18 protein-coding genes are annotated in these 25,160 nt (G+C 76.2%); 3 read left to right on the top strand and 15 right to left on the bottom strand.

Features of this window, described 5'->3' with window-relative positions; translation table 11 throughout:
• Window positions 1-10 precede the first annotated feature (10 nt).
• The 11 genes from OG802_RS10980 to OG802_RS10930 all read right to left on the bottom strand — a co-directional run bounded on the left by OG802_RS10980 (window position 11) and on the right by OG802_RS10930 (window position 17,372).
• Entirely contained in the window at window positions 11-1,285 is a 1,275-nt protein-coding gene (locus OG802_RS10980) for an FAD-dependent oxidoreductase (protein ID WP_329409527.1), read from the bottom strand.
• Between the two features lie 122 nt (window positions 1,286-1,407).
• A complete protein-coding gene (locus tag OG802_RS10975; RefSeq protein WP_329409525.1) occupies window positions 1,408-2,289 on the bottom strand; it encodes an LLM class flavin-dependent oxidoreductase in 882 nt (293 codons plus the stop codon).
• A 205-nt stretch (window positions 2,290-2,494) separates the two neighbouring features.
• Entirely contained in the window at window positions 2,495-3,553 is a 1,059-nt protein-coding gene (locus OG802_RS10970) for a glycoside hydrolase family 5 protein (protein WP_329409523.1), read from the bottom strand.
• 1,028 nt (window positions 3,554-4,581) lie between these two features.
• Window positions 4,582-5,619 carry a rod shape-determining protein gene (locus OG802_RS10965; protein WP_329409522.1) on the bottom strand — a complete coding sequence of 346 codons (1,038 nt, stop codon included), beginning with the start codon at window positions 5,617-5,619 and terminating at the stop codon, window positions 4,582-4,584.
• A 158-nt stretch (window positions 5,620-5,777) separates the two neighbouring features.
• A complete protein-coding gene (locus tag OG802_RS10960) occupies window positions 5,778-7,256 on the bottom strand; it encodes an FAD-binding protein (RefSeq protein WP_329409520.1) in 1,479 nt (492 codons plus the stop codon).
• Between the two features lie 132 nt (window positions 7,257-7,388).
• Window positions 7,389-10,934 carry an SAV_2336 N-terminal domain-related protein gene (locus tag OG802_RS10955; RefSeq protein ID WP_329409518.1) on the bottom strand — a complete coding sequence of 1,182 codons (3,546 nt, stop codon included), beginning with the start codon at window positions 10,932-10,934 and terminating at the stop codon, window positions 7,389-7,391.
• The gene (locus OG802_RS10950) at window positions 10,924-11,955 is read right to left on the bottom strand and encodes an AAA family ATPase (RefSeq protein ID WP_329409516.1); all 1,032 of its coding nucleotides are present in this window, start codon (window positions 11,953-11,955) and stop codon (window positions 10,924-10,926) included. The genes OG802_RS10955 and OG802_RS10950 overlap by 11 nt, the downstream gene beginning before the upstream one ends.
• Window positions 11,956-11,991: 36 nt before the next feature.
• Complete coding sequence (locus tag OG802_RS10945) at window positions 11,992-13,707, bottom strand: VMAP-C domain-containing protein (RefSeq protein ID WP_329409515.1); 1,716 nt, start codon at window positions 13,705-13,707, stop codon at window positions 11,992-11,994.
• Entirely contained in the window at window positions 13,704-14,027 is a 324-nt protein-coding gene (locus tag OG802_RS10940; RefSeq protein WP_329409513.1) for a CU044_2847 family protein, read from the bottom strand. Before OG802_RS10940 ends, OG802_RS10945 begins: the two co-directional genes overlap by 4 nt.
• 52 nt (window positions 14,028-14,079) lie before the next feature.
• Complete coding sequence (locus OG802_RS10935) at window positions 14,080-15,840, bottom strand: carboxyl transferase domain-containing protein (RefSeq protein ID WP_329409511.1); 1,761 nt, start codon at window positions 15,838-15,840, stop codon at window positions 14,080-14,082.
• Entirely contained in the window at window positions 15,837-17,372 is a 1,536-nt protein-coding gene (locus OG802_RS10930) for an acyl-CoA synthetase (protein ID WP_329409509.1), read from the bottom strand. Before OG802_RS10930 ends, OG802_RS10935 begins: the two co-directional genes overlap by 4 nt.
• 159 nt (window positions 17,373-17,531) lie before the next feature.
• On the opposite strand from OG802_RS10930, the gene OG802_RS10925 reads away from it, so the two are divergent.
• The gene (locus tag OG802_RS10925; protein ID WP_329409507.1) at window positions 17,532-18,416 is read left to right on the top strand and encodes an ATP-grasp domain-containing protein; all 885 of its coding nucleotides are present in this window, start codon (window positions 17,532-17,534) and stop codon (window positions 18,414-18,416) included.
• 79 nt (window positions 18,417-18,495) lie between these two features.
• Here OG802_RS10925 and OG802_RS10920 read toward each other — a convergent pair whose 3' ends face one another.
• Entirely contained in the window at window positions 18,496-19,095 is a 600-nt protein-coding gene (locus tag OG802_RS10920; RefSeq protein WP_443055217.1) for a hypothetical protein, read from the bottom strand.
• Between the two features lie 151 nt (window positions 19,096-19,246).
• Here OG802_RS10920 and OG802_RS10915 point away from each other — a divergent pair, with 151 nt between their 5' ends.
• Together OG802_RS10915 and OG802_RS10910 are read left to right on the top strand one after the other, a co-directional pair.
• Window positions 19,247-20,020, top strand: coding sequence for an IclR family transcriptional regulator (locus OG802_RS10915; protein ID WP_329409503.1), 774 nt, complete (start codon window positions 19,247-19,249; stop codon window positions 20,018-20,020).
• On the top strand, window positions 20,017-20,868 hold the full coding sequence (locus OG802_RS10910; protein WP_329409501.1) for an SMP-30/gluconolactonase/LRE family protein: 852 nt from the start codon (window positions 20,017-20,019) through the stop codon (window positions 20,866-20,868). The genes OG802_RS10915 and OG802_RS10910 overlap by 4 nt, the downstream gene beginning before the upstream one ends.
• Before the next feature lie 774 nt (window positions 20,869-21,642).
• Here the strand turns inward: OG802_RS10910 and OG802_RS10905 are convergent.
• From OG802_RS10905 to OG802_RS10895, 3 genes are read right to left on the bottom strand one after another with little or no spacing between them, the layout of a single operon-like run.
• The gene (locus OG802_RS10905; RefSeq protein WP_329409500.1) at window positions 21,643-23,082 is read right to left on the bottom strand and encodes an NAD(P)/FAD-dependent oxidoreductase; all 1,440 of its coding nucleotides are present in this window, start codon (window positions 23,080-23,082) and stop codon (window positions 21,643-21,645) included.
• Entirely contained in the window at window positions 23,075-24,511 is a 1,437-nt protein-coding gene (locus tag OG802_RS10900; protein WP_329409499.1) for an MAB_1171c family putative transporter, read from the bottom strand. The genes OG802_RS10905 and OG802_RS10900 overlap by 8 nt, the downstream gene beginning before the upstream one ends.
• The gene (locus OG802_RS10895) at window positions 24,508-25,155 is read right to left on the bottom strand and encodes a toxin-antitoxin system, toxin component family protein (protein WP_329409497.1); all 648 of its coding nucleotides are present in this window, start codon (window positions 25,153-25,155) and stop codon (window positions 24,508-24,510) included. Before OG802_RS10895 ends, OG802_RS10900 begins: the two co-directional genes overlap by 4 nt.
• Between the last annotated feature and the right edge of the window lie 5 nt (window positions 25,156-25,160).

The following is a 25,160-nucleotide window of genomic DNA, read 5'->3' as shown; positions in this document are numbered from 1 at the left end:
CGGCGCTCCCTCAGCCGGAGCCGTCGTCCTGGCCGACGGGCGTGCCCCACTCCAGCCGGGCGGTCAGCTCGGCGTCGCCCGGCCGGGCCGGCGGCGGGCCGCCGGACGGCCGGGGTCCGGGGGTGTGCACGCCACGGGAGATGTTGCCGCTGACGGTGGTGTTGTGTTCCACGCGGGGGCGGCGCAGCGCCTCGTAGCGGGCGAGCGCGGGCGCGAGGCCGGGGAGGTCGCGCAGGCACTTCGCGAGGATCACCGCGTCCTCCAGGGCCATCGACGCGCCCTGGCCGGTCGCCGGGGAGGCCGCGTGCGCCGCGTCGCCGATCAGCAGGGTGCGGCCGGAGCGCCAGGGGGTGCCGTTGGGCATCTCGGTCGCGTCGGTGACCAGGACGGGGGCCTCGGTGGCCGCGACGATCCCGGCGGCGGCCGTGCGGTCCGCGCGCAGCGACGCGACGAGCAGGTCACGCCAGTGGCCGGGGCCGGCGTGCGCGATCTCGTCGGCGGTGAGGGGCTCGTCGGCGCTGACGCGGGCGAACCAGAAGGTCTCCCCCTCGGGGGACGTCATATGGCCGAAGGCGGCCGCGCTGCCGCGGGTCATCGTGACGCACGCCGACTCGTCGACGCCGGTCGCCGGCGCGTCGGTGGTGTACCCGTAGAAGACGCGCTGACCCGCGTAACGCGGCCGCGCGTCGGGAGCGGTCAGCCGGCGGACGGTGGAGTTCAGCCCGTCGGCTCCCAGCACCAGGTCGCCGACGGCGGAACTCCCGTCGGCGAAACGCGCGACGACGCAGCCGGGGGCGCCGGGCCCGGCGGCGGTGTGGGATCCGGCGGGGGAGCCGAACCCGTCGCCCGTCCCGTCGTCCGCCCCGCCGCCGTCCCCGGTGTCCGCCAGGTGCTCGACGGCGGTCAGGCGGGCGCCGTGGACGACCGCAATGCCGCGGCGGGCGGCCTCCGCCTGGAGGGCCGCGTTCAGTTCGCCGCGGCGCAGGCACCGGTAGCGCAGCAGCGGGTCGGCGGCCTCGCCGAGCGGGACGTGGGCCGCCTCGGCGCCGGTCGCGTCCACGACGCGCATCGAGGTGAGCGGGAACCCGACCGAGGTCACCGCCTCGACGGCGTCGATCTGCGCCAGCGCCCGCAGCCCGTTGCTCGCCAGGGTGAGGAACGCGCCGATGTCCTCGGCCGAATCCGGATGCGCCTCGTACACGGCGACCTCCTGCCCCGCCTTCCTCAGCGCCAGGGCCGCCGCCGTGCCGGCGATCCCCCCGCCGACGACCAGTACGCGCGCCATGCCTCACCCGCTCTTCCCCGTAGGACGTGCACCGACGTGCACCGACGTGCACGGGCCGTTCCTGCCCTCGACGGCCCGCAGGGGAACGTCCGGGCGCGGTCCAGGGGTTCCGCGCCGCGCGATCAGCCCCTGATCCGGGTCAGCAGCGCCGCGAGCTGGTCCAGCGGTCCGGGTCCGACGACGCGCAGGACGACCGTCCCGGCGCCGGCGTCGTGCAGGGCGCGCACGGCGTCGGCGGCCCGGGCCGGGGTGCCGGACACGGTGAACACCTCGTCCTGGGGACGGCCGAGCCATGCGCCGTGGCCCTCGGTGTGCGGGTGCAGGAGGCGGGCGACCTCGTCCGGGTCGTCGCCCACGCAGGCGAAGGACAGCACGGTGAGGCTGTGGCCGGGGCCGGCGCCGCCCTTGACGGTCAGGGCGCGGGCGTTCTCCAGATCGCCCGGACCGTGGCCCTCGGCGATCAGCGTGCCGTCCGCGACCCGGCCGGAGAGTTCGAGCGACCGGGGCCGGACGACGCCCGCGACCACCGGCGGCGCCTGCTCCGGCGGGTGCACCAACCGCACGCCGTCCAGGCGTACTTCGCGCCCGTCCAGTGCGACCCGCTCGCCGCGCAGCAGCGCGCGCACGGAGGTGATCGTCTCCTCCAGCAGGGCCAGCGGCGACCGGGGGGCGACGCCGGCCGCCTCCATCCACTCCCGCACCCCGTGCCCGATCCCGGCCACCAGACGGCCGGGGAACACCCGTGCCAGGGTGGCGAGTTCCATCGCGAGGAGGGCCGGGCTGCGCAGGGGGGCCGGGGCGATGCCGATGCCGACCGTGAGACGTTCCGTGGCTCCCAGCGCCACGGCCGCGGCGGACACCCCGCCGTTCCATCCGAGGTCCTCGACCACCCACAGGTCGTCGACGCCGAGCGCCTCGGCCCGCCGGGCGAACCCGGGGAGTCCCTCGGGGGCCCAGTCGCGGTCGTACATGACACCGATCCGTACGTTCGTCGCATTCGTCATGAGCCGGAACCTATGCGGCGAACCGTGCGGCGATCAACGGGGTGTCGGGGCCGGCCGCACCGGGGGCTGTTCCCTCAGGAGTCCCGGGCCCGCCGAGGCGCGGGCCCGCCGGATTCAGGGCCGGCGGGCCCGCAGGTGGGGGGTGGGCTGGGGGGACGGGGAGTGGGGGGAGCCGGGGGAGCAGGGGTGCGGGAGGGAGGTGGGGTCAGTTCTTGACGGGCTTGCCGCGGCCCCAGGCCCAGGCGAGGCGGTCGGCGCCGGACTGGTTGGTGGTGGCCAGCCAGGGGCGCTCGGCGGGGCCGACGAGCTTCTGGAGGGAGTACGTGTCGTCGGTGCGCAGACCCGGCCAGTACACGGAGCCCATCTTCAGCTCGCGGAAGGTGTCGGTGACGGCCTGGACGTAGTTGACGAAGTTGTCGTCCGGCGTCTTCACGTCGTAGTTCAGGCCGGTCGTCATCGGGGCGCCGAACTCGTCCGCGACGGTGCGGTTCGCGCAGTCGCCGATGCGCACCTTCAGGTCGGCCACCCACTGGTCGTAGGTCGCGTAGTCCTTCCAGAACCCGTAGTGGTGCAGGGAGAGGTAGGTGCCCTTCAGGCGCGGGTCGGCGCAGACCGAGGTGACGTGGTCGTTGTAGCCGGCGCCGCTGACGAACACGCGGTTGCGGGGCACCTTCGCGTACGTCGACAGCCACTTCGCGGCGATGTCGGCCCACTGGGCGTCCGTGTAGCCGTGCGGCTCGTTCATCGGCTCGAAGTAGACGCGCTTGTCGTTCTTGTACGCCTTGACGACGGTGTTCCACATCGGCCAGTACGCGGCCTCGTCGTCGATGAAGCCGTCCTTCTGCGCGCCCGTGCCCTCCCAGTAGGACACGATGACCTTGAAGCCCTGGTCGGAGGCGGCGTCGATGACCGCGCGGTACGACTTCCAGTAGGCGCCGTTGACCGTGTACGGGTTGATCGGCAGCCGCACGGTGTTGGCGCCGAGGTTCGCGCGGAACGCGGCGATGATCCGGGTCGCCTTGGCGTAGGTCCGCGAGTAGCCGTCGGTGGTCTTCAGGCCGGACAGCTGGAGGTAGTCGTCGGCGAAGTTGTCCCGCGGGTCGGCCCAGTTGACGCCCTTGAACTGCGTCGTGTCGGTGGCCGGCGCGGCGGCGGAGGCCGGGGTGGCGGCGAGGGTGGTGCCGCTGACCGCGGCGACGGCGACCGCGACGAGCGCGGCACGAATGCGGGGGGACAGGGAGGCTCTGGTGGGGGACGTGCGCATCGACTTGCCCTTTCGGCTCTGATGTTTGCGTAAACATCGAAGCCTCGCGGTGGCTGATGTTTACGTAAACATGGCGGCGCCGGAATCGTGGCACCCGGCCGGGTGATCGTCAAGGTGTCGAGCGTGTTACGTGGGTAAAGCCGTGAGACGGCGGTGATCGGGAGGCCGCGGTGTGCCGGGCCGCGTGTTCCGGGGGCGGTGGCCGAGTCCGGGCGGGCGCGGGCGAGTTGGCGCGCGCTTTCGCTGATGCCGGGCGGGGGCGGCGGGGCGGCCGGGGCGGCCGGGAGTGGGTCGCTCCGGGGGTGCGGCGGGGTTGGGCCCAGATGGGGCGGGGTGCGATGGGGCCGCCCCGGTCGTGACGGGGTGCGGCGGGGGAGTGCGCTGGACCCGCCCCGGTCGGAGCGGGGTGCGGTGGGAGTGCGGCGGACCCGCCCCGGTCGGAGCGGGGTGCGGTGGGAGTGCGGCGGACCCGCCCTGGTCGTGGCGGGGTGCGCTGGGAGTGCGCCGGACCCGCCCCGGTCGGGGTGGCGGAGTGCGGCGGGGCGGGCTCGGATGTGGCGGGGTGCGGCCGGGTTGGGCCCGGATGGGTCGGAGTGCGGCGGACCCGCCCCAGTCGTGGCGGGGTGCGGCGGGGCGGGCCCGGATGGGCCGGAGTGCGGCGGGCCCGCCCCGGTCGGGGTGGCGGGTGCAGCGCGGCGGGCTCGGATGTGGCGGGTGCGGCGGGGTGGGCCCGGATGGTGCGGGGTGCGATGGGGCCGCTCCGGTCATGACGGGGTGCAGGGCGGCAAGCTCGGATGTGGCGGGTGCGGCGGGGCGGGCCCGGATGGGGGCGGGGTGTGCGGTGGGGCCGCCCCGGTCGTGGCGGAGTGCGGTGGGGCGGGCTCGGATGGTGCGGGGTGCGGTGGGGCCGCCCCGGTCGTGACGGGGTGCGGCGGGGCCGGCCGGATGGCGCCGGGCCGCCCCGGATGGCGCGGGGCCGCCGGATGGGCCGGGGTGCGGCCGGGCCGGTCTCGGCGTCGGTCGTCGCGTCAGGCGCCCAGGGGGTCCAGGGTCAGCGGCTCGATCTTGCCCTCCAGCATCGCGCCCAGGCCCTGGGCGGCGCAGATGTCGGGTCGCTCGGCGATGTGCACCGGCATGCCGGTCGCCTGGCGCAGCATCTGGTCGAAGCCGGGCAGCAGCGCCGAACCGCCGACCATCATGATGCCGCGGTCGGCGAGGTCGGCCACCAGGTCGGGCGGGCACTCGCGCAGCACCCGGCCGATGCCGTCCAGCACCGCCGTCAGCGGCGTCTCGATGGCGTCGCGGACCGCCGCGGTGTCGACCTGCACGGAGCGGGCCAGGCCGGTGGCGACGTCCCGCCCGTGGATCTCGGTGGACGCGGGCCCCTGTGGGGTGAGGCCGTTGCCGGACAGGGCGAGCTGAAGCGGGCGCACCGACTGGCTCGGCAGCATCAACTCGTGTTCGTGGCGCAGGTGCTGGACGATCGCATGGTCCACCGCCTCACCGCCCACCGGGATCCGTTCGGCGGTCACGATCGAGCCGAGGGACAGGACGGCGACCTGGGTCGCGGCGGCCCCGCACACCATGATCATCGTGGCTTCGGGGCGTTCGACGGGCAGCCCGCAGCCGACGGCGGCGGCGATGAGCGTGTCGACGAGCTCCACGCGCCGCGCACCGAGCCCCACCAGCGTCTCGATCGCGGCGCGCTGGGCGAGCGGATCGGCGTCGTGCGGCGTGCACGCGGCGGCACGCAGGAACGGCTTGCGGCGCAGCTGGCGGCGGATCCTGTCGCCGATGAGGTGGCGCAGCATGCGCTGCGCCATCTCGATGTCGACGACCGTGCCGCCCGAGACCGGGCGCACCACGCGGATGTAGTGCGGGGTGCGCCCGGTCATCTTCTCGGCGAACTCGCCGACCGCGATCAGCGCGCCGGTGCGGGTGTTCACGGCGGCGGCCGACGGCTGGTCGACGACGAGCCCGGCCCCCTTCACGTACACCCGCGTCCGCGCCGCTCCCAGGTCGACGGCGAAGTGGCAGCGGCGCAGCTGCTCCAGACTGGCGGTCATGGCGGGTCCTCCCGAGAGCACAGACCGTGGCGGCCGCCGGGCGGTCGGCCTTCTACGCATCGTGCGGGGGCGCGGGGAGGCCCGCCTTTTCTGGTGGGCCGGGCGGGGTGCGGCCGAACGGGTGGATCTTCCCGCCCGGCACCCGTCCTGTCGCTCCGTCAGCCGAAGACGCCCTGGCCCGGGACCAGGATCCCGCGCGGGTCGTAGGTGCACTTCGCCGCCGCCAGCGCCGCCCAGGCCGGGCCGAAGTGCGCACGCCAGTCGGCCGGTGTCAGGGGGATGCTGCCGACGGGGTAGTGGGTGCCGCCGGCCGCGGCCGTGGCCTCGTAGGCGGAGCGGTTGAAGGCCAGCAGGCGGTCGACGGCGGCGGTGTCGTCCGCGGGGGCGGCGCTCAGGACGTCGAAGAGGTACGAGACGTCGTCGTCGGAGGTGCGCAGCAGCGGGGCGGTGAGGCGCTCGCGCAGCAGCGGGTAGAACAGGACGACCGCGCCGGGGCCCGCCTCGGCCGGGGTGAGTCCGCCCAGGACCTTCGCGCCGAGCGCCGCCGCGGACCGGCCGGGCAGCATGAGGTTGAGCCAGGGGTGGGCGAACGACCAGATCCCGGCCTCCTTCATGGCCGCGATCACCGGGGCCAGCCGGTCGAGGAAGTCGTAGTACGGCTGGTCGGCGATCTGCGCGGACGCCGGGTCGTGGCGCAGGCCGCGCAGCAGGGCCGTGTCGTCGGGCGCGGGGCCGGCCGGCGGGCCGTAGGCCACCGCCTCCATGACGTACACGCCGAACGCGCCGGCCGCGTCCGCGTGGACCTGGCCCTCGACGTAGTCGAAGCGGCCCTCGCGGACGAGGACGCGCTGGTCGTCGAGGAAGGTCTCCAGGTCGCCGTAGGTGAGCTGGTAGCGGCGCACGGTCCGCGGCGCGGGCACCAGGCGCAGGGTGGCCTCGACGATGACGGCGCACTGGCCGAGTCCGGCCAGGACGGCGTGGAACAGGTCGGCGCGCCGGGTGGGCGAGCAGCGCACCAGCTCGCCCGCTCCGGTGACGACCCGCAGTTCGGCGACGTTGTCGACCTGCGCGCCGACCCGGTGTGCCTGACCGCCCAGCCCGCCGACGGACAAGGTGCCGCCCACGGAGAGTTCCAGGTAGTCGGTGAAGACGGGCGGGGTGAGGCCCTCGGCGAGCGTGGCGCGGGCGACCGCGCTCCACTTGGCGCCGGCGCCGACGGTGACCGTCCTGGCGGCCCTGTTCACGGGGCCGACGGCGGCCAGCGGCGTGGTCTCGACGACCAGGCCGCCCGGCGCCTGTGCCTGGCCGAAGGGGGCGTGGCCCTGGCCGCGGGGCGCGACCGGCAGGCGCTGGTCGTTGCAGAACCGGATCATGGCGACGACGTCGTGGACCGAGCCCGGGCGCAGGACGGCCGAGGGGCGTCGGTGCACGATGTGCCCGTAGTCGTCGGCGGCGGCGCTGAGCGAGGCGTGGTCCGTGACGAGCGTTCCGTCCAGGTGGGGGACCCTGGCCAGGGCGGCGCCGGAGTCCGCGGCGGACGCGGCCCAGCTCCGGGCGGCGGTGTCGAAGCCGACCACCGTCGCTCCGGTGACCGTGAGTCCGCGCAGAACGGTGCGTCTTGACGGTGTGCGAGGCATACGCGATTCCATCTCCAGATCTCCACTGAACCTTCAAATCCGCGTCAGCCTAAGGCAGTTCGTGTCCGGGCGGTACGGCACTCGGGGCGGCTCGCACCGGCCGGGCCGCGGCCGCGGCCGCCGGCGCTCGCGTCACAGGGCGCGGGCCGCCTCCAGCACCGGGGTGAGGGAGGGGACCGTGACGTCGCCGCCCGCTCGCGCGAGGCTGCGGGCCGCGGTGGGGTTGCGCGCGAGGCCGACGAAGCGCAGTCCCGCGGCCCGCGCGGCGGTCAGTTCGGCGAGCGTGGAGCCGATGAGGACGGCGCCCGCGGCGGGCGTCCCGAGCGGGCGCAGGGCGCGCAGCAGGCCCTGCGGGTTCGGCGTCAGCAGGCCGAGGTCGTCGGCGCGGCCGTGCACCCCGGCGGGCAGCGCGAGCCGGTGGAACTCCAGATGGCGGCGGACGGCGGCTTCGCAGACGTCCGTGGCGACCCCGACCCGGCGGCCGGCGGCGTGCAGGGTGCGGACGAGGACGACCGAGTGGTGCGTCGTGGGCGCGTCCGGCACCGCCGCCAGCTCCAGTTCGGCCAGCCGGTCCCGCAGGAGCGGGCCCAGCGGGTCGCGGGCGAAGGCCCGCAGCACGTCCAGCGGGTGCACGAACAGCTCCCGGCCGGCCGCGCCCGGATCGCCCGGCGGACGGCCCGCGAAGGCGTCCTCGGGATCGCGGTGCTCGGCCACGAGGGAGAGCAGGTCGAGCGCGGCGTCGCGGGCGGCCGCCGCCGTGAACAGGCGGGTCAACGGGCCGTCGAAGCCGAACAGCACCGTCTCGGCGTCGGCGAGGAGTTCCTCCAGCGGCCGGGCGGAGCCGGCGTGGGGCGTCTCGGGCGGCGGGGCGTAGTCCGGCGTGAGCGTGACCGCGCAGGTCACCGTCAGCCCCGGCACCGGCCAGCCGCCGAGCTGCGTGTCGAGCGCGCGCTGCGCGCCCGCGGCCCGGCGCACCGAGTGGTGACGGGTGACGCGGCCCCCCGCCTCCCGCACGTGCGCGAGCAGCCGCTCGGCCACTCCGGCGGTCTCGGCCCGCACGAACGCCACGGGGTCGGTCACCCGCCAGGTCAGGTCGACGACGGCGGTGAACCCGCCCTTCCCGGAGCTGGGCAGGGCGATCCGGTGGACGGCGTGCTGCGCGACGAGGTCGACCTCGTAGTAGGTCGCCGGACGCGGCGGGCGGCCCTCGTACGGATCGGCGGCGTTGAGCTGGGCGAGCGGGCCGTCGGCGCGGGCGTGGACGATCGCGGTGCGGCCCGGCGCGGGGATGCCGAGCCGGCGCAGGTCCGGGGTGAGCAGCGGCCCGCGCACCAGGTCCCGCTCCTCGTCGGCGTCGCGCGGCGCGGGCAGCGGGCAGCACCAGGCGAGCGGGGGGCCGTCCGGGGCGTCGCCGTACAGGGGGCGGAAGCGGTGCGGGCCGGCCGCGGCGGAGCTGAGCGCGAAGTCCTCGTAGAGGGCGGGCGGCACGGTGAGCAGGACGGGGGCGGCGCTCTCCGCGAGCGCGGGCGGGGGCGCGAGGGCGGGGGCGGGCGGGCCGTGCTGGAACGTGACGCGCAGCCGGGGCGGTTCGGGCAGTCCGGCGAGCGGGCCGGGGAGCCGGCGCAGGGCGGCGGCGAGGACCGGCAGCAGGTAGGCGCCGGGCCGGATCTCCACGAGGTAGCCGCTCGGGAGGACGCCGACGTCGTACTGCTGGGGCGTCAGGGCCCCGCGGGCGAGGACGTCGTGGACGGCCAGTTCGAGGGTGATGCGGGCCTCGGGGCGGGCGGCGAGGTCGCTGTCGGTCTCGAAACGCAGCACCGGCCGGGCGGTCGGCGCGGTCGCCGTGCCGTGCGGGTCGTGGGATCCGGCGTCCGGGGCGGCGTCGCCGCCCAGTCGGCGCACCGTCTCCTCGGCCACCGTCGCGAAGGCCGGGGCCGGGGCACCGGAGTCGGGGCGGGCGGTGGCGCCGGGACCGGCGGGCTCGGCGCGGGCGGTCGGCGCGGTCGCCGTGCCGTGCGGGTCGTGGGATCCGGCGTCCGGGGCGGCGTCGCCGCCCAGTCGGCGCACCGTCTCCTCGGCCACCGTCGCGAAGGCCGGGGCCGGGGCGCCGGAGTCGGGGCGGGCGGTGGCGCCGGGACCGGCGGGTTCGGCGCGGAACTCGCCGGTGGTCAGGCCGGCCCGTTCGTCGATCAGTCCGCCGACGCGGTCCAGGAGTTCGCGGGAGCGGCCGCGGGTCGTGCGCGGCAGGGTGCGCAGGAGCAACTCCCGCACGCCGGGCCGGAAGTCGTACGAGCCCGGCGGGCCGGGGGCGGTGGTGAGCATGCCGCTGAGGATCACCTCGGCCAGGTGCTGCGGGCGCGGGTCGCGGGTCACGGCGCGCTGCACGAGCCGCATGACCGGGACGGAGGGCACGGCGAGGGCCAGATGACCGGCCAGCCGGAACGCCTCCGGGGAGGCGGTGGCGCGAAACCGCAGGACCAGGTCCTGGGCGGGCAGCGTGGCCGGATCGGGGGCCTCCTGCCCGGCGGACGGCGCGGGGGCCGCCGTCAGCCAGGCCGCCGCGCCGGGGACGCGGGCGCCGCCGGGCGCGGCCACCAGCGCCGCCCAGTTGGCCAGCCAGGGTGCGCCCGGTTCCAGGACGGGCAGGGGGAGGGCCGGGGCGGGCGGCGGTGCGGCCTCGGGGTCGTACGGGGTGAACCGCAGGGCGCCGAGCGGGGCCGCCGGGCCGGCGGAGGCCAGCAGTCCGGGCTCGGCCGGCAGGGCCGTCGTGGGCCACAACCGCTCGGGCAGCGGCTGGACGACGGCCAGCGGCATCCGGGCGGCCCAGTGCCGCAGGACGGCGTGCCAGCGCTCGCCCGCCGGGCCGGGCCGCCACTGCGGGCCCATGCAGTCGCTGACGACCAGGGTGACCGTCCGCCCGTCGGCCGCGTCGGGCACCTGCCGGGCCCGCCCGTCGGGCGTCGCCGGGTGCAGGCCGACCGTGCGGAAGACGCCCGACTGGGCCAGCACGGCGTGCAGTTCACGCACCAGGGGCCGCCAGACCGGCATCGTCGGGCCCGTGTCGTGGACGAGGCTCAGGCGCAGCCAGCGGTCGCGCGCCGGGCACAGGACGGGCAGCCAGACGTCCGGATGAGCGCCGAGGCGGGCGATGCGGTCGGCCGTGGCCCGCTCGTCCAGGAGACGGGCGCGCGCCGAGGGCACCGTCCGCTTCAGCGGGCGCAGGGCGCGCTGCAACGCGAGCGGGCGCGGCAGCATCGGCGGCGCGGGGGCGAGCAGCGTCCGGCCGCCGGCGGAGCCCGGCTCACCGGGCGCCCGGGGGGCGGCGGCGGGGGAGGGCAGACGCAGCGGGATGCGGGGGGCCGGGGCGGGCGCGGGATCCGGCGGGCCGGGGGCGCCGGCCGGCGGCGCGGATCCGGCGGACGGCTCCCCCGCCGGCGGCCCGGCAGCGTCCGCCGCCGCCCGCGCGGCCGGCCCGGTGCGGGCGTCCGCCGCGTCCGGCCCGCCCGCACCCTCCGGACCGCCCGCGTCGTCCGCGCCGTCCGGGGCGGGTAACCGGCGTGCCAGCCACAGCAGTTCGGCGAGCTCGCGCGGGGTGGGCGCGGTGTCCGAGGCCGCCGTCAGCAGCCGCGTCAGCCGTTCGAGGGCGGACCGGTCACCGCCCGCCGCCTCAGAAGCCATCGCCGTCCGCCGTGGCGCCCAGATAGGGCATCAACTGCTCGGCCAGCGCGTCGCGGGACGCCACGTCCAGACCGGTGACGCCCGTGAGGTAGAGGGCGTTCAGCAACTGGTCGGTGGCGAGTTCGCCGTCGGCGGCGCGGGCCAGGAACCGGTCGATGAGATGCTCCGCCTCGCCGGGCGGGGTGTCGAGATGGGCCCGGACGATATGGGTGAGCTGCTCGCGGTCGGGGCGGCGCAGCTTCAGCCGGACGCAGCGGCGCAGGAACGCGGGCGGGAACTCGCGCTCGCCGTTGCTGGTCAGGACGACGAACGGGAAGGCCCGGCAGCGCACCCGGCCGCGGGCCACGGCGACCGGCACGTCCGAGCCGTCGGCCAGCACCTCGGCGGTGGCGTCCGCCGGGGAGAGCCGCGCCGCGCGCATCAGCTCGGGGATCTCGAACTGCCCCTCCTCCAGCACGTTCAGCAGGTCGTTCGGCAGGTCCAGGTCGCTCTTGTCGATCTCGTCGACGAGCAGCGCGCGGGGCCGGGCGTAGGGCAGCAGGGCGGTGCCCAGGGGGCCGAGCCGCAGATGGTCCTCGACCCCGCCGCGGGCGGCGTCCTCCCCGTGCTCGCGCCACGCCGCCTGCCGGGCCGCGTACAGCCGGGACAGCGGGTCGTACTGGTAGAGGCCGTCGGCCAGCGTGGACCGGCTGGTGATGTTCCAGCGCAGCACCGGGCCGAGCCCCAGCTCACGGGCGACCGCGTACGCCAGCGACGACTTGCCCGTGCCGGGCGGCCCGGTGACCAGCAGCGGACGGCGCAGCACGAGCGCGGCGTTGACGAGCTGGACGCTCTCCGCGGTGGCCACGTACGCGCGGGCCCGGTGGACGCGGTCGGGCGAGACGGCCGCCTCGTCGTCGGCGTCCCGCGGCGACGGCACGAGGGGCGCGCCGTCGAACGAGCGCCAGGGCGGCGGCTCGGGCAGCCGGTCGATGCCGTCGTGCGGCGCGCTGTTCCCGGTGTAGACGGACCAGTGGGGCATGGTTCTCCGAAACTCGGCGTGACTCGGTGCGGCGGCTCAGGCCACGGGGGAGCGGGTGTGGGCGGGCGGGTCGCCGTGCGGGTCGGCGAAGACGCGCGGGTCGTCCCACAGCAGCTGGATGTCGTGCGCCCAGTGGCCGTCCTCCGCGTCGGCCTCCTCGCGCAACGCCAGCACGAGGCGGGGGAGTTCGCCGGGCGGCACCCGCGACACACAGGCGTCCAGCTCGTCCAGGAACGCCTTGCCCGCACAGCCGTCCCCGCCCGCGCAGTCCTCGTCGGGCCCGGCGCCGCAGCCCTCGCGGGACCAGACGACCACCGGGGCGGGCGCGCTGACCGTGGTGTCGAAGTGGGAGCGGGTGCGGGAGGCGGCCGGACCGGAGCCGAACCCGGCCAGGCAGGCGTCGTCCCGCCGCAGCCGCATCCGCAGCCGGCGGGGCTCCTCGGGCCCGCCGCACTCGACCCGGTGCACCCGCGCCCCCGGCGCGGAGTCCAGCCGCTTCCACGCCCGGGCCAGCTGATGGCGCATCCCCGCCCGGCGGCGGGCCTGGTCGGTGACCACGAGCGGATACACGCAGCCGAGCGGCGTCTCGTCGTCGGGGGCGCTCGCCCACCGGTCCACCGGCAGGTCGATCCACTCCCGGGGCAGCGCGAACGCGATCAACTCGTCGCAGCCGGGCGTCAGATGACGGAAGGCCGCCTCGATCCGGTCCTGCACGTAGGCGCGCACCCCGGCCTGCGGCACGGTGTCGCAGCCGACCGGATGGCGGCGACCGTCGCTGTAGGCGCTCACCTCGACCAGGACGCGCCCGTCGCCCGCGCCGCTGCGCCGCAGGTCGACGAGGATGGGCGACCACACGGGCGCGGCGGCCGCCTCGACGGGGGCGGCGAACAGGGACTCCACATGAGCGGTGAAGCGGGCGACGGTGGCGGCCGCGTCGTCGCCGTCGACCTCGCACAGCACGAATAGGGCCGCCGCGCGCAGGGAGTCGAAGCCCTCCTCGGGGGCGTCCGGGTCCAGCGGGCCCCGGGCCGCCTCGTAGAGCCGCACCCGCCGGCCCGGATCGTCGTCCAGGCCCTCGCGGACCGCCCGCTCCACCAGCTCGCGCAGCCGGGCCCGGTCGGCACTGCGATGGTCGCAGGTGGGCACCAGCCCCTCCAGCGCGGGCCAGTGACGGGCCATGACCTCGGTCGGCATCATCCGCCCGTTGCGCACACCCCGGTCGCCCGCGGCCGCCGTGACCATGCCGACGACCTCGCCGGTGTCGGCGAGGGCGACCGCCGCGCCGCTGAACCCGGGCGCGAGCGGCTGCCCGCCCGGCTGCCAGGCCTCCAGCTGGATCCACTCGCCGTTGAGCAACTGCCGTGCGGTGATGCGGTACTCGGCGAGCGTGCCCTCGTCGAAACCGACCGGGAAGCCGTAGACGACGAGCTTGCGGGGCCGGTCCGCGCGGGGGCCGTCGGCCGCGTCCACCGGGGCCAGCGCGGCCGGGGCGGCCGCCACCGGGCGGGCCAGCTCCAGGACGGCCAGATCGCCGAGGTCGGTCGCCGCGCCGCCCCAGCCGCCGTCGGCGACCACCCTGGCCGCCACCGTGGGGAACCCGGGCAGCTCGGTGAACGTCACCGCCAGGGCGCCGGCGGCCGCGCCGTGCACGACGTGGGCGCAGGTCAGCACCGTGGTCGGGGTGACGAGGAAACCCGCCCCCGCCACCTCGCCCCCGGTCTCGATCCGGGCGTGCCACGCGGCGCTGTTCACGAATCCGCTGACGGCGACCAGGTCAGCTTCACGACGAGGTGTCCCTCCGCCGTGCCCTTGGCGATGATCGCGCCCGTCTCCGCCGACAGCTTCACCCCGAACTCGATCTCCACGCCGTCGGGCCGCAGCGTCCCCTCCCGGAACACCCGCAGCGCGGACTCGGCGGCCGCCCGCACGCCCTCCAGGGCCCCCTCGAAGGTGCGGGCCGCCTGGACCGTCCCGTCGCGGGCCACGAGCCGCGAACCCGGCCGCGCCTGCGCGACCGCCTCGACGGCCACCACGGCCCCGTCGTCGGTCTTGAACTCCACCAGTCCGTCCACGATGTCCCCCGTCGCCCCTTCCCGTCTCCTGCGGCACTGTGCGCACCCATTGTCACGGACGGTGCTCACCGTTGTCCCGCGTTCCCCGCGCGTTCGTGGCCCGGATCACCCCCAGCTCGACCAAGTCCTGCGGACGAATTCGCAGTTGGTCGGCGGTCGCCTCGGTCTGCTCGGGCGGCCGCTTGAGGATCGCCGCCGCCGCCTCCGGCGCGATCACCGAGAAGTAGCTGTCCGGCGTGGCCCAGGTCCGGCCCGGCGCCGCCAGGGCCAGCGCACCGCCCGAACCGCCCTCGCCGATCACCAGCGTCGTGACCGGCGTGCGCGCGGCGGCGACCACCCCGAACAGCTCCGCGATCGCCGCGCCCACACCCTGGCGCTCCGCCTCGGCGTCGTTGGCCGCGCCCGGCGTGTCCACCAGCGTGAGCACGGGGATGCCGAGCCGCTCGGCCAGCCGGATCAGCCGCACGGCCGTCCGGTATCCGGCGGGCCGGGTCGCCGCACCCGTCTGAGCGGCGTACGCGACGGTACGGCCCTCGTGGACGCCGAAGCCGCACAGCATCCCGTCGGGGTCGACGCCGCCGCACCGGTCGCCGGAGATCGCGAGCCGGCGCGTGAAGTAGGCGTCCAGATAGGCCCCCGCCCGCGGCCGCCCCGCCGAGCGTGCCCGCCGCACGGCATCCCACCCGGTGAGAGGCAGCCCGACCTCCCCGAGAGCGCCGGGCACGGGGGCCGGCACGACATCGCCGCCGGCGGCCGGGGCGTTGTCGGGTGACGGGCCGGCGTCGGGTGACGGACTGGCGTCGGGTGGCGGACTGGCGTCGGGCGGCGAACCGGCGTGGGGCGCCGAACTGCCGCCGGTTGCCGGGCCCTTGTCGTCCACCGGGCCGCTTTCGGTTCTCGAGCCCTCGTCGGTTCGCGAGTCCCCGTCGGCCGTCGAACCGGCGTCGGCTGCCGGGCCGCCGTCGGCCGCCGAACCGGCGTCGGCTGTCGAACCGGCGTCGGCTGTCGAACCGGCGTCGGCTGCCGGGCCGCCGTCGGCCGCCGAACCGGCGTCGGCTGCCGAACCGGCGTCGGCCGTCGAACCGGCGTCGGCCGCCGGGCCGCCGTCGAGCGGTGGACTGCCGTCCGCCGGCGTCCGGCAGTCGGTCAGGAGGCGCAGCCACAGGCCCAGTACGTCCCGCAGCTCCGCCGCGGGCACCACCGCGTCCGCCGCGCCCGCGGCGACCTGCGCCTCCGCCGTGTAGGCGGCCGGGTCCGCGTCCGGCGGGCGCACCCGTGAGCCGGCGAAGCCGACCTGGGCGCCCGGCAGCGCCAGCACCACGTCGGCGCCCGCGCCCAGGGTGGCCCAGCCGCCGCCGGTCGTGGGATCGCGCAGGACCGCCACCTGCGGCAGGCCCGCCTCCCTGGTGAGCGCCGACTCCCGTGCCACCCGCTGGAGCTGGGTGAGCGCGAGCATGCCCTCCTGCATGCGGCTGCCGCCGGTGGCGACCAACGGCACGACGGGCAGGCGGTGTTCACGGGCGTACGTGTACGCCGCGACCAGCCGGTCGCCGGTGCGCTCGCCCAGCGAGCCGCCCAGGAAGCCGAACTCGAAGGCGATCAGGACCGCCCGGACGCCCGCCACGGTCGCCGCGCCGCACACGACGGACTCCGACTCACCGGTGCGTTCGGCCGCGCGCGCACGGGCGGCGTCGTAGCCGGGCCAGCCCAGGGGGGCGTCGGGGCCGGACGGCCGCTCCTCGTGCGGGAGCGGGACGAAGTCGTCGGCGACGAGGGCGATCACCTCACGTGCGCTCACACGTCCCGTCGTCATGCCGGCAGCGCCCGCTTCATGATCTTGCCCATGTCGTTGCGGGGCAGCGCGTCGAGGTAGCGCACCGTACGGGGCCGCTTGTGCGGCGCGAGCCGCCGGGCCACGTGGTCGGCCAACTCCCCTTCCGCAGGCGGCGACTGTGGGTCGGCGGGCACGACCCACGCGACGATCCGCTCCCCGAGGTCGGCGTCCGGTTCGCCGGTGACGGCGGCCTCCCGCACCCCCGGATGCTCCAGCAGCGCGTTCTCGATCTCCCCGGCCCCGATCTTGTACCCGCCGCTCTTGATCAGGTCGGTGGCCTTGCGGCCCACGATGCGGACGTACCCGTCGGGGTCGCGCACGGCCACGTCGCCGGTGCGGAACCAGCCGTCGGTGGTGAAGGCGGCGGCCGTCGCGTCCGGCCGGTTGAGGTACTCGGTGAACAGGTTCGCGCCGCGCACCTGGATCTCCCCGACGCTCTCCCCGTCGAGGGCGTCCAGGACCGACCCGTCGTCCTCCACCAGCCGCAGCTCCACACCCGGCAGCGGCAGTCCGACGGTCCCGGCCCGGGCCTCGCCGTCGGCCCGCACGGCGGTGTTCATCAGCGTCTCCGTCATGCCGTACCGCTCGACGACCCGCCGTCCGGTCGCCGCCGCGATCCGCTCGTGGTCGTGCACGGGCAGCGCCGCCGACCCCGACACCAGCAGCCGGGCCCCGGCGAGCGCCTCGGCCAGCGCCGGGTCGCCGGGCAGCGCCTCGGCGATGCGGTGGTACATCGTCGGCACCCCGAACAGCATGGTCGCGCCGCCGCTCAGCTCCCGGCTCACGCCCTGCGGGTCGAACCGCCCGAGATGCCGCACGGACCCGCCTCGGCGCAGCGGCCCGAGGACGCCCAGGACCAGCCCGTGGACGTGGAACAGCGGCAGCCCGTGCACGAGGACGTCGTCCTCGGTCCACTGCCAGGCGTCCGCGAGCGCGTCCAGGGTGGCGACGATCGCCCGACGCGGGATGACCGCGCCCTTGGGCGGTCCGGTGGTGCCGGAGGTGTACACGACGAGGGCGGGCTCCTCCCCGCCGACGGCCGCACCGGCCCGCGCACCCGGCCCCCCGCCCACACCGGCACCGGCATCGACACCGACGCCCGCACCGGAAGCGCCGTTGCCGTCGCCCTTGCCGTCGTCGCCGCCGTCGGCCTCCGCCTCGACCTCGACGTCCACGCGCCGCAGGTCGCGCAGCGGGGCGGGCAGTTCCGCGTCCGGGGCCGCCAGCACCAGGGCGGGTGCGCTGTCGGTCAGGATGTGCCCCAGCTCCTTGTCGCCCGACTTCGGATTCAGCGGCACCGCGGCGACCCCGGCCAGCAGCACCCCCACCACGGCGACGGCGGTCTCCAGCGACGGAGTCGCCCACACCGCGACCCTCTCCGCTCCCCGCACCCGCCCGGCGACGGCGCCGGCCGCGGCCGCGAGCTGGGCGTACGTCAGGGAGCGCGCCCCGAACCGCAGGGCGGGGCGGGCGGACGGATCGTCCGTCAGGGCCGGGAAGAGAGGGGGCACGCGGGCACTCCTTGCGAACGGCGGAACGAGCACGACAGGAACCTTCCTACCCCGCCGCGCGGGCGATCGGGCCGAGCGCGGGATTGATCCGGATCACTGTGCCACCGCCCTTGTTAGCCTTCCGATGATCGGACAGTCGCACGAAGAAGGAGTCCCGTCGTGGCCCGTGTCGCGCTAGCCACCTACGACCCGCGGCCGCAGGCCGGGAAGGACGCCGATCTCCCGGTGCTGCTGGAGGCGCTGCGCGAGGCCGGCGCGGAGGCGGACGGCGTCTTCTGGGACGACGCCGACGTGGACTGGGCCTCCTACGACCTCGTCGTCATCCGCTCCACCTGGGACTACAGCTGGCGTGCGGACGAGTTCACGGCGTGGGCGCACAAGGTCGCCTCCGTCACGCGGCTGGCCAACCCGGTCGGCGTGGTGCGCTGGAACACCGACAAGCGGTACCTCGGCGAGCTGGCGGCGGCCGGGGTGCCGACCGTGCCGACGCGCTACCTCGCGCCCGGCGAGCCGGCCGAGCTGCCCGACGCCGGCGAGTACGTGATCAAGCCCGCCTCGGGCGCCGGCGCCCGGTATGCCGCCCGCTACACCCCCGAGGGGCACGAACGGGCCCTGGACCATCTCGCACGGATGCACGCCGAGGGGCTGACGGCGATGGTGCAGCCGTACCTGCGCGCCATCGACACCGGCGGCGAGCGCGCCCTGCAGTTCTTCGGCGGCCGCCTCCTGCACGCGAGCCGCAAGCGGGCCGTGCTGGCCCCGGACACCGCCTTCGACGCGGAGAAGGTCGCCCATCCCGGGCTGGAGCCCTGGACGCCGACCGCGGCCGAACTCGCCGTCGCCGAGCGCGCCCTGGCCGCCGTCCCCGACGCGCCGGAGCTGCTCTACGCCCGCGTCGACCTGGTGGACGGCGACGACGGGCGGCCGCGGGTGATGGAGCTGGAACTGGTCGAGCCGAACCTCTTCCTGTTCCTGCACCCGGAATCGACCCCGAAGGTCGTCACGGAGATCCTGGCGGCCGCGGCCGAGGCCGAGGCCCGCTGACCGAAGGCGTCCCGCCCACCAGCCGTCACCGGGCGCCACCGGGCGCCACCGGCGGCGTCCACCGGCGTCCGTCCCGGCCTCAGTCCCTCGTGGCGGTGCGCTGGAGCAGTCCCCAGGTGAACTCGGCGACCACCTCCCGGCGCACGCCCTGGCCGTCCGCAGCGGTGAACGCCAGCCCCCAGCGGTTGGGGGCCGTGCCCTCCAGGGGGCGGGCCGGGGCGAAGGCGAGGGCGGCCTCGTCGATCGTGCAGGACCAGGGCGTGAGGTCGTCGAGGGTGCTCAGGGACGGCGGCAGGGCCCCCGGGGCGCGCACCAGCCACTCGTTCCAGACGGCGCCGGTCGGGGCGAGCAGCACCTCGAAGCGCAGGTCGGGCCAGAGCGAGACCGGCCACAGCCAGGCCTCGCAGTCGAGGTCGCCGACCCGGCGGGCGGCTCTGGCCTCGGGTTCGCCGAGGACGGAGCGGTAGCGGGCGAGCGTTCCTCTGGTGTGCGGGGAGTGGACCATCGCCTGCCAGCGCTTGTTGGCCTCCCTCATCTGCGTCAGGGAGACGCCCAGGCCATGGCGGGCGTCCTCCACCAGATCCGGGTTGTGGTCGGCCATGCGGCGCAGCAGGACCAGCTGGAAATCGAGCGCCGTGAACGAGCCGGCGAGGCGTTTCTGGGTCGGCATGGGTCCCATCCTGGCCCACCGCGGGTGCCGTCCGGGGCCACCGTGCGTTTCCCGGCCATTGCCCGGCGCAACAGCGTATGACAGCCTGTGTTCGTCATGCCGATCGCCTGTTGATATCTCGAACACAGGCACCGATTCAGACGAAGGGAGGGGGCCGGTCGTGGGACGCCTCGTACCTGCCGTGACCCGAGCTCTCGACATTCTCGAGCTCTTCCTCGACGGGGACGGTTCGCTCTCCGCCCCCGACATCGTGCGCAAGCTCCAGCTTCCGCGCACCACCGTGCACGAGCTGGTGACCACGCTCTCCGCGCGGTCGTACATCGTGCCCGTCCCCGGACAACCCGGACGGTACCGCCTCGGAGTGCGTCCGTACCAGCTCGGCAGCCGCTACGCCGAGCAGCTCGACCTCGCCGCCGAGGGTCAGCAGGTCGCCCGCACCGTCGCCGAAACGTGTGACGAGACGGTCCACGTGGCGATCCTGGAGGGCACCGACGTCATCTACATCGCCAAGGTGGACTCCACGCACGCGGTCCGGATGGTGTCGGCCGCGGGCCGGCGGCTCCCGGCCCACTGCACCTCCGTCGGCAAGATGCTGCTGGCCTCGCTGCCCGACGCGGAACTGAGCGCACGCATCCCCGACGACGCCGACCTCGTGCGGATGACCCCGAACAGCATCACCGAGCCCGGTGCGCTGCGCGAGGCGCTGACCGAGATCCGGGATCGGGGCGTCGCGGTCGAGAGCCGCGAGTCCAACCCGGACGTCAGCTGTGTGGCGGCGCCGGTGCGCGACCGCACGGGACAGGTGGTGGCCGCGCTCTCCATCTCCGTGCCCATGATCCGCTGGACGGACGAGCGCCGCGTGGAGCTGGAGCAGCTCGCCGCGAAGGGCGCGGCCCAACTGTCCGAACTGCTGGGATACCGGAGCGTGGCATGACGACGTCGTACGAGGTGGCCGTGCGGGCCGAGGCGACTCTCGGCGAGGGCCCGACCTGGGACCCGGCCACCGGCCGGCTGCTCTGGATCGACATCCTCGGCTCCCGTCTGCACTCCTACGACCCCGTCACCGGCGGTCGCACGGTCCGGGTGACGGATCAGCACGTGGGCGCGGCCAAGCCCCGGGCGGGCGGCGGGCTCGTCCTCAACCTCCGGGACGGGGTGGGCCTGCTCGATCCCGACGGCGCCTTCCGCTGGCTGCGGCACGAGCCGGTGCCCGGCCGTCGCGCCAACGACGCCGCGGTCGCGCCCGACGGCTCCCTCTGGGCCGGCACGATGCGCTACGACGAGGCGCCCGGCGGCGGCACGCTGTCCCGGCTCACCGGCGACGGCTCGGCCGAGCTGGTCCTCGACGACGTGGCGGTGAGCAACGGCACCGGCTGGAGCCCGGACGGCACGCTGATGTACTACATCGACTCGCCGACGCGCCGCGTCGACGTCTTCGACTGCTCGGCGGACGGGAGGGTGAGCGGCCGTCGCCCCCTCGTCTCCGTCGAGGACGGCGCGGGCTTCCCCGACGGCCTCACCGTGGACGCGGACGGCTGCGTGTGGGTGGCCCTGTGGGACGGGGGAGCGGTGCGCCGCTACACCCCGGAGGGTGAACTGGACCGGGTGATCGCCCTGCCCACCCCGAGGGTCACCGCGTGCGCCTTCGGCGGCGCCGATCTGACGGACCTGTACGTCACCACGGCCCGCGTCGGCCTGACCGCCCCGCACCCGGTCGCCGGCTCGCTCCTGGTGATCCCGAACGCGGGCAAGGGCCTCCCCCAACCCGCCTTCACCGGCTGACCGACGCCCGACGCCGACCCGCCCGCCCGACGCCCGAGGCGCGCCCGCTCGTCCGACGGCCGAGGCGAGTCCGCTCCTCCGACCGCTGGCGCGGCCCTGCCCGTCCGGTGGCTGACGCGGTGGTCGCGCCCGTCCGACGGTCGAGGTGGGCCGCCCCGGCCGCGGGCCGGAGCCAGACGGTCCGTCGGGCGGCCGACGCGGGTCCGCTCGTCCGACGGTCGCGGCAGCCTCGCCCGTCCGACGTCCGAGGCGGGTCCGCCCGTCCGACGGCTGGCGCGGCCCTGCGCGTCCGGTGGCTGACGCGGTGGTCGCGCCCGTCCGACGGTCGAGGTGGGCCGCCCCGGCCGTGGGCCGGAGCCAGACGGTCCGTCGGGCGGCCGACGCGGGTCCGCTCGTCCGACGGCCGAGGCGGCCCCGCTCGTTCGACGGCTGAGGCGGCCCTGCGCGTCCGGTGGCTGACGCGGTGGTCGCGCCCGTCCGACGGTCGCGGCGGCCTCGCCCGTCCGACGTCCGAGGCGGGTCCGGTTGTCCAGCCGCTGACGCGGCCCTGCCCGTCCGGCGGCTGACGAGATCCCGCGCGTCCGACGGTCGAGGTGGGTCCGGTGTCCAGCCGCTGACGCGGGTCTGCCCGGCCGACGGTCGATGCGGTGGCCCGCTCGCCCGATGGGCCGAGGCTCTGCCCCTCCGGTGGTGGCGCGTGGCGCGTGTCCGCTCGGGCGACTGCCGGTGTCCGCGCGCTCGGTCACCGGCGTCGCGGGTCCTCGTGTCCAACTGCTAGCGCAGGCCCGCTCGTTCGCGTTCCGAGGGGGTCAGGGGCGGGCCGGGCAGGGGGCGTTTGAGGGGGCCGGCGGTGGCGGCCAGCAGGACCGTCGGGGTCAGCAGGACCTGCGGGCCCCGCTCCAGCGACGTCACGTCGGTCACCCGCCGGGCGATCCGGCCGCTGCCGGTGGCCGTGAGCATCAGGCGCCCCACGTACGCGGCCAGCACCCGGTCGCGGAGCGTGGGGCCGTTCTCCGTCGCGCCCGGGTAGAACACGTCCTGGCCGACCGCGAGGTCCCAGGCGGCGCCCGCCGGGCGGGCCACCGCCCGCTGGACGCGACGGGACAGTCCCGCCGAGCCCCAGCCGTGCCGCCGGACGGCGTCCCGCAGTGCGACCGCGCTCTGGGCGGCGACCGCGAGGCCGTGGCCGTAAAGCGGGTTGTAGGCGGCCAGCGCGTCCCCGAGGACGGCGAAGTTCTCCGGCCAGGCCGCCATCCGCTCGTAGTGGCTGCGGCGGTTGACGGTGGCCCGGGTGAAGGACACGTCGGAGAGCGGCTCGGCCCGCTCCAGCAGCTCGCCGATGACCGGGTGGCGCAGCTCCTCGCGGGCGAAGCGCTCGAAGTCCTCGTTGTCGGCGCTCGGTTCGCCGCCGCGGGTGCCGTTGAGGGTCACGATCCAGCGGCCGTCCTCGATGGGCAGCAGGAACCCCGCCCGGCCCGGACGGCCGTCCCGTGGGTCCGGCTGCACGTTGACGATCGGATACCCGGACCGGGCCCGCTCGGGGGCCAGGTAGAGCCGGCTCGCGTAGGCCAGCCCGGAGTCCACCTCGCGCCGCTCCACGGCGGGCAGGCCGAGGTCCTGGAGCCATCCCGCCGCCCGCGAACCCCGCCCGGTCGCGTCGACGACCAGAGCTGCGGAAACGATCCGCTCCCGGCCCTGCGGGTCGTCGCGGTCCTCCCGGTCCTCTGTTCCGCCCGCCGTGCGCACCCGCACTCCCGTGACGGCTCCCGCGTCGCCGACCAGGCCCGTCGCCTCGGTCCCCGTGAGCACCTCGACGCGCTCGTCGGCGAGGACGAGGTCGCGGACGGTCGCGTCGAGCAGATCGCGTCCGGCAAGGATCACGTGGTGGGACTCGGGCCAGCGGCGGAACCAGCCTCGTGGGCCCAGGACGACCATGTCCGTCGTGACCGGCGACCGGCGCGCGCCGGCGTCCAGCAGGGCGTCGGTGACCCCCGGCAGCAGCTCCTCCACCGCCCGCACCCCGCCCGACCACAGCATGTGGGCGTGGCGGGCCTGCGGCAGTCCCCTGCGGGGGGCGGGTCCGTCGGGCAGGACGTCCCGCTCGATCACGACGACCCGGTCGGCGAAGCCGCTCAGGGCGCGCGCGGCGAGCATGCCCGCGTGGGATCCCCCCAGCACTACGGCGGTTCTGGCGGGGTTGGACGGCTCACTCATGCGTGGACATGCTCTCTGCCGGGGCGGCCACGTGGGCGCGGACCGCCTGGAGGTCGAGGGGGTGGCGAAGGACACGGGACACGGCCTGGATCTCCCGCAGGAGGTAGGTGGTGTCCGGACCGGAGGAGGACGGCGCCGCGGAAGCCGTGGGGGAACCGGCGGCCGGGGAGACGGCGGCCTCCGAGACGGCAGCCGGGGAGACGCCGGCGGGGGAGACGGCAGCGGGGGAGACGGCGGCGGACGCTGTGCGCGCTTCGGTGCGCGGCGGGTTCACGGACGCCGTCCGGGCTTCGGTGCGCGGCGAGTTCGGGGCCGCGGGCATCCCCGGCCCCGAGGTTCCCGGCTGGGACGTGCCCGGCTGCGGAGCCCCCGGCTCGCGCCGGGACCGCTCCCTCGCCTCCACGGCGTCCAGCAGCGCGACGCCCGCCGCGAGGGCCTGCGCGCGGCCGCGTTCGAAGCCGAGGGCGACGGCGGCGTCGTAGGACCGGGCGCGCAGGTCGTCGTCCAGATGACGGGCCAGTTGCAGCAGCGCGTCGCGGATGAACGTCTCGCGGCGGATCAGCCGCAGTTCGGGGGTGGCGCGCAGGTCGAACGGCTCGCGTGCGCCGGTGACGGTCCGCACGAGCCGGGACAGCGGCTTCAGGCTCCGGTGTCTGCGGCGGACCCGCCAGCGCTCCTGGAGGTACTGGCCGGCGTGCGGCACGATGAAGCCGATCGCGACCAGCGTGGCGGCGATGCAGGCCGCCGAGGGCGCGATGCCGGTGTTCAGCCAGTCCAGGTCGTGCCCGGTCCAACGGGCCGCGACGGCCGACAGCTTGGCCGCGCTGAACACCAGGTTGGTCACATAGCCGGCCCCCAGGAAGCGCAGCCCCCAGCGCAGCCACGCGTCGAGGCCCTCGGTGCGGCTCCAGTTCCACACCAGGCGGGCGGTCACCGAGCAGGCCACCGTGTGCGCGAGCAGGTAGAGCAGGATCTCCTCGCGCATGTACGGCGTGTTGGCGTAGTACGTGTCGAGGTCCCGGATCCGTTCCACGGGCACGTCGGCCAGCGCGAAGAGCACCCACAGGGCGACCACCACCCCCGCGTAGACGGACACCACCCAGCGCGTGGCGCGCCGGGTCTGGGCCGACCGCTCGGTGCGGCCGTTGCGCCAGGCGATGATCAGCAGCAGCCAGGACGCGGACAGCGCGGTGAGCAGGGAGTACACCCAGGGCGCGGCGATGTTGGGCACGCCGGTGACCCGGTTGGTCCAGGCGATCGTCTTCGGGGCGGCGAAGACGAACACGGCGCAGGCGAACACCAGCAGACCGCCGACGGCGCGCAGCAGCGGGTCCCGCCAGAGTTTGAGGATGCTGGGCAGCTTGATGGCGAGGGCCGCGCCGAGGACGGCGGTGGGCAGCCAGAAGGAGATGTAGAGCCCGTGGTTCACCGCGCGGCGCCCCGGCGTCCCCGGTAGCCGAGGGTGCGCTGGACGGCGGACGTCTCCGCGCCCGGTCCGGCGGCGGACGGTCCCGGGCCCAGGGGCCCGGAGCCGGCGGCGTCGGGCAGATAGCGTCGGAAGCGGGCCGCGAGTCGGTGGCCGAAGTCGTCGGCCTCGGCCTCGTCGTCCGCGCGGGAGCCGTTGCGGGCGGCGACGGTCAGCGCGATGGAGTCCCAGCCGGAGCGGTCGGCGAGCACGCCCGCGGCCACCGTGCCGATGCCGTGATGGTGGTGGCGGTGCCCGGCGTGCAGGTGCCACAGCTCATGGCCGAGGATGACCAACTGCTGGACAGCCTCGGCCCGTTCCTCCACGATCACCAGGTCGAACTCCTGGAACTCGACCCACAGGCCGGTGACCTCGATCTCGTCGGGGAACCGCTCGAACCGCACCTCGACGGGCCGGCCGCCGCGCCGTGCGGACATCTCCTCGCACAGCGCCCGGCACACCTCCCGCACCCCGCAGGGCCGGCGGGGACGCGCCCGCAGCGCGGCGGAGAGATCGCCGGTCAGCTCGCGCATGGCCGGGCCGGTCCGCGTGCGCCGCAGCGCGGAGACGATCCGTGCCGCCCTTCCGCGCGCGCCCGCGCTGTCCATCCGCT

It is taken from the genome of Streptomyces sp. NBC_00704, assembly GCF_036226605.1.
GTDB lineage: Bacteria > Actinomycetota > Actinomycetes > Streptomycetales > Streptomycetaceae > Streptomyces.
Note: the sequence above shows the minus strand (reverse complement) of the source record. Positions and strands in the feature narration are given on the sequence as shown.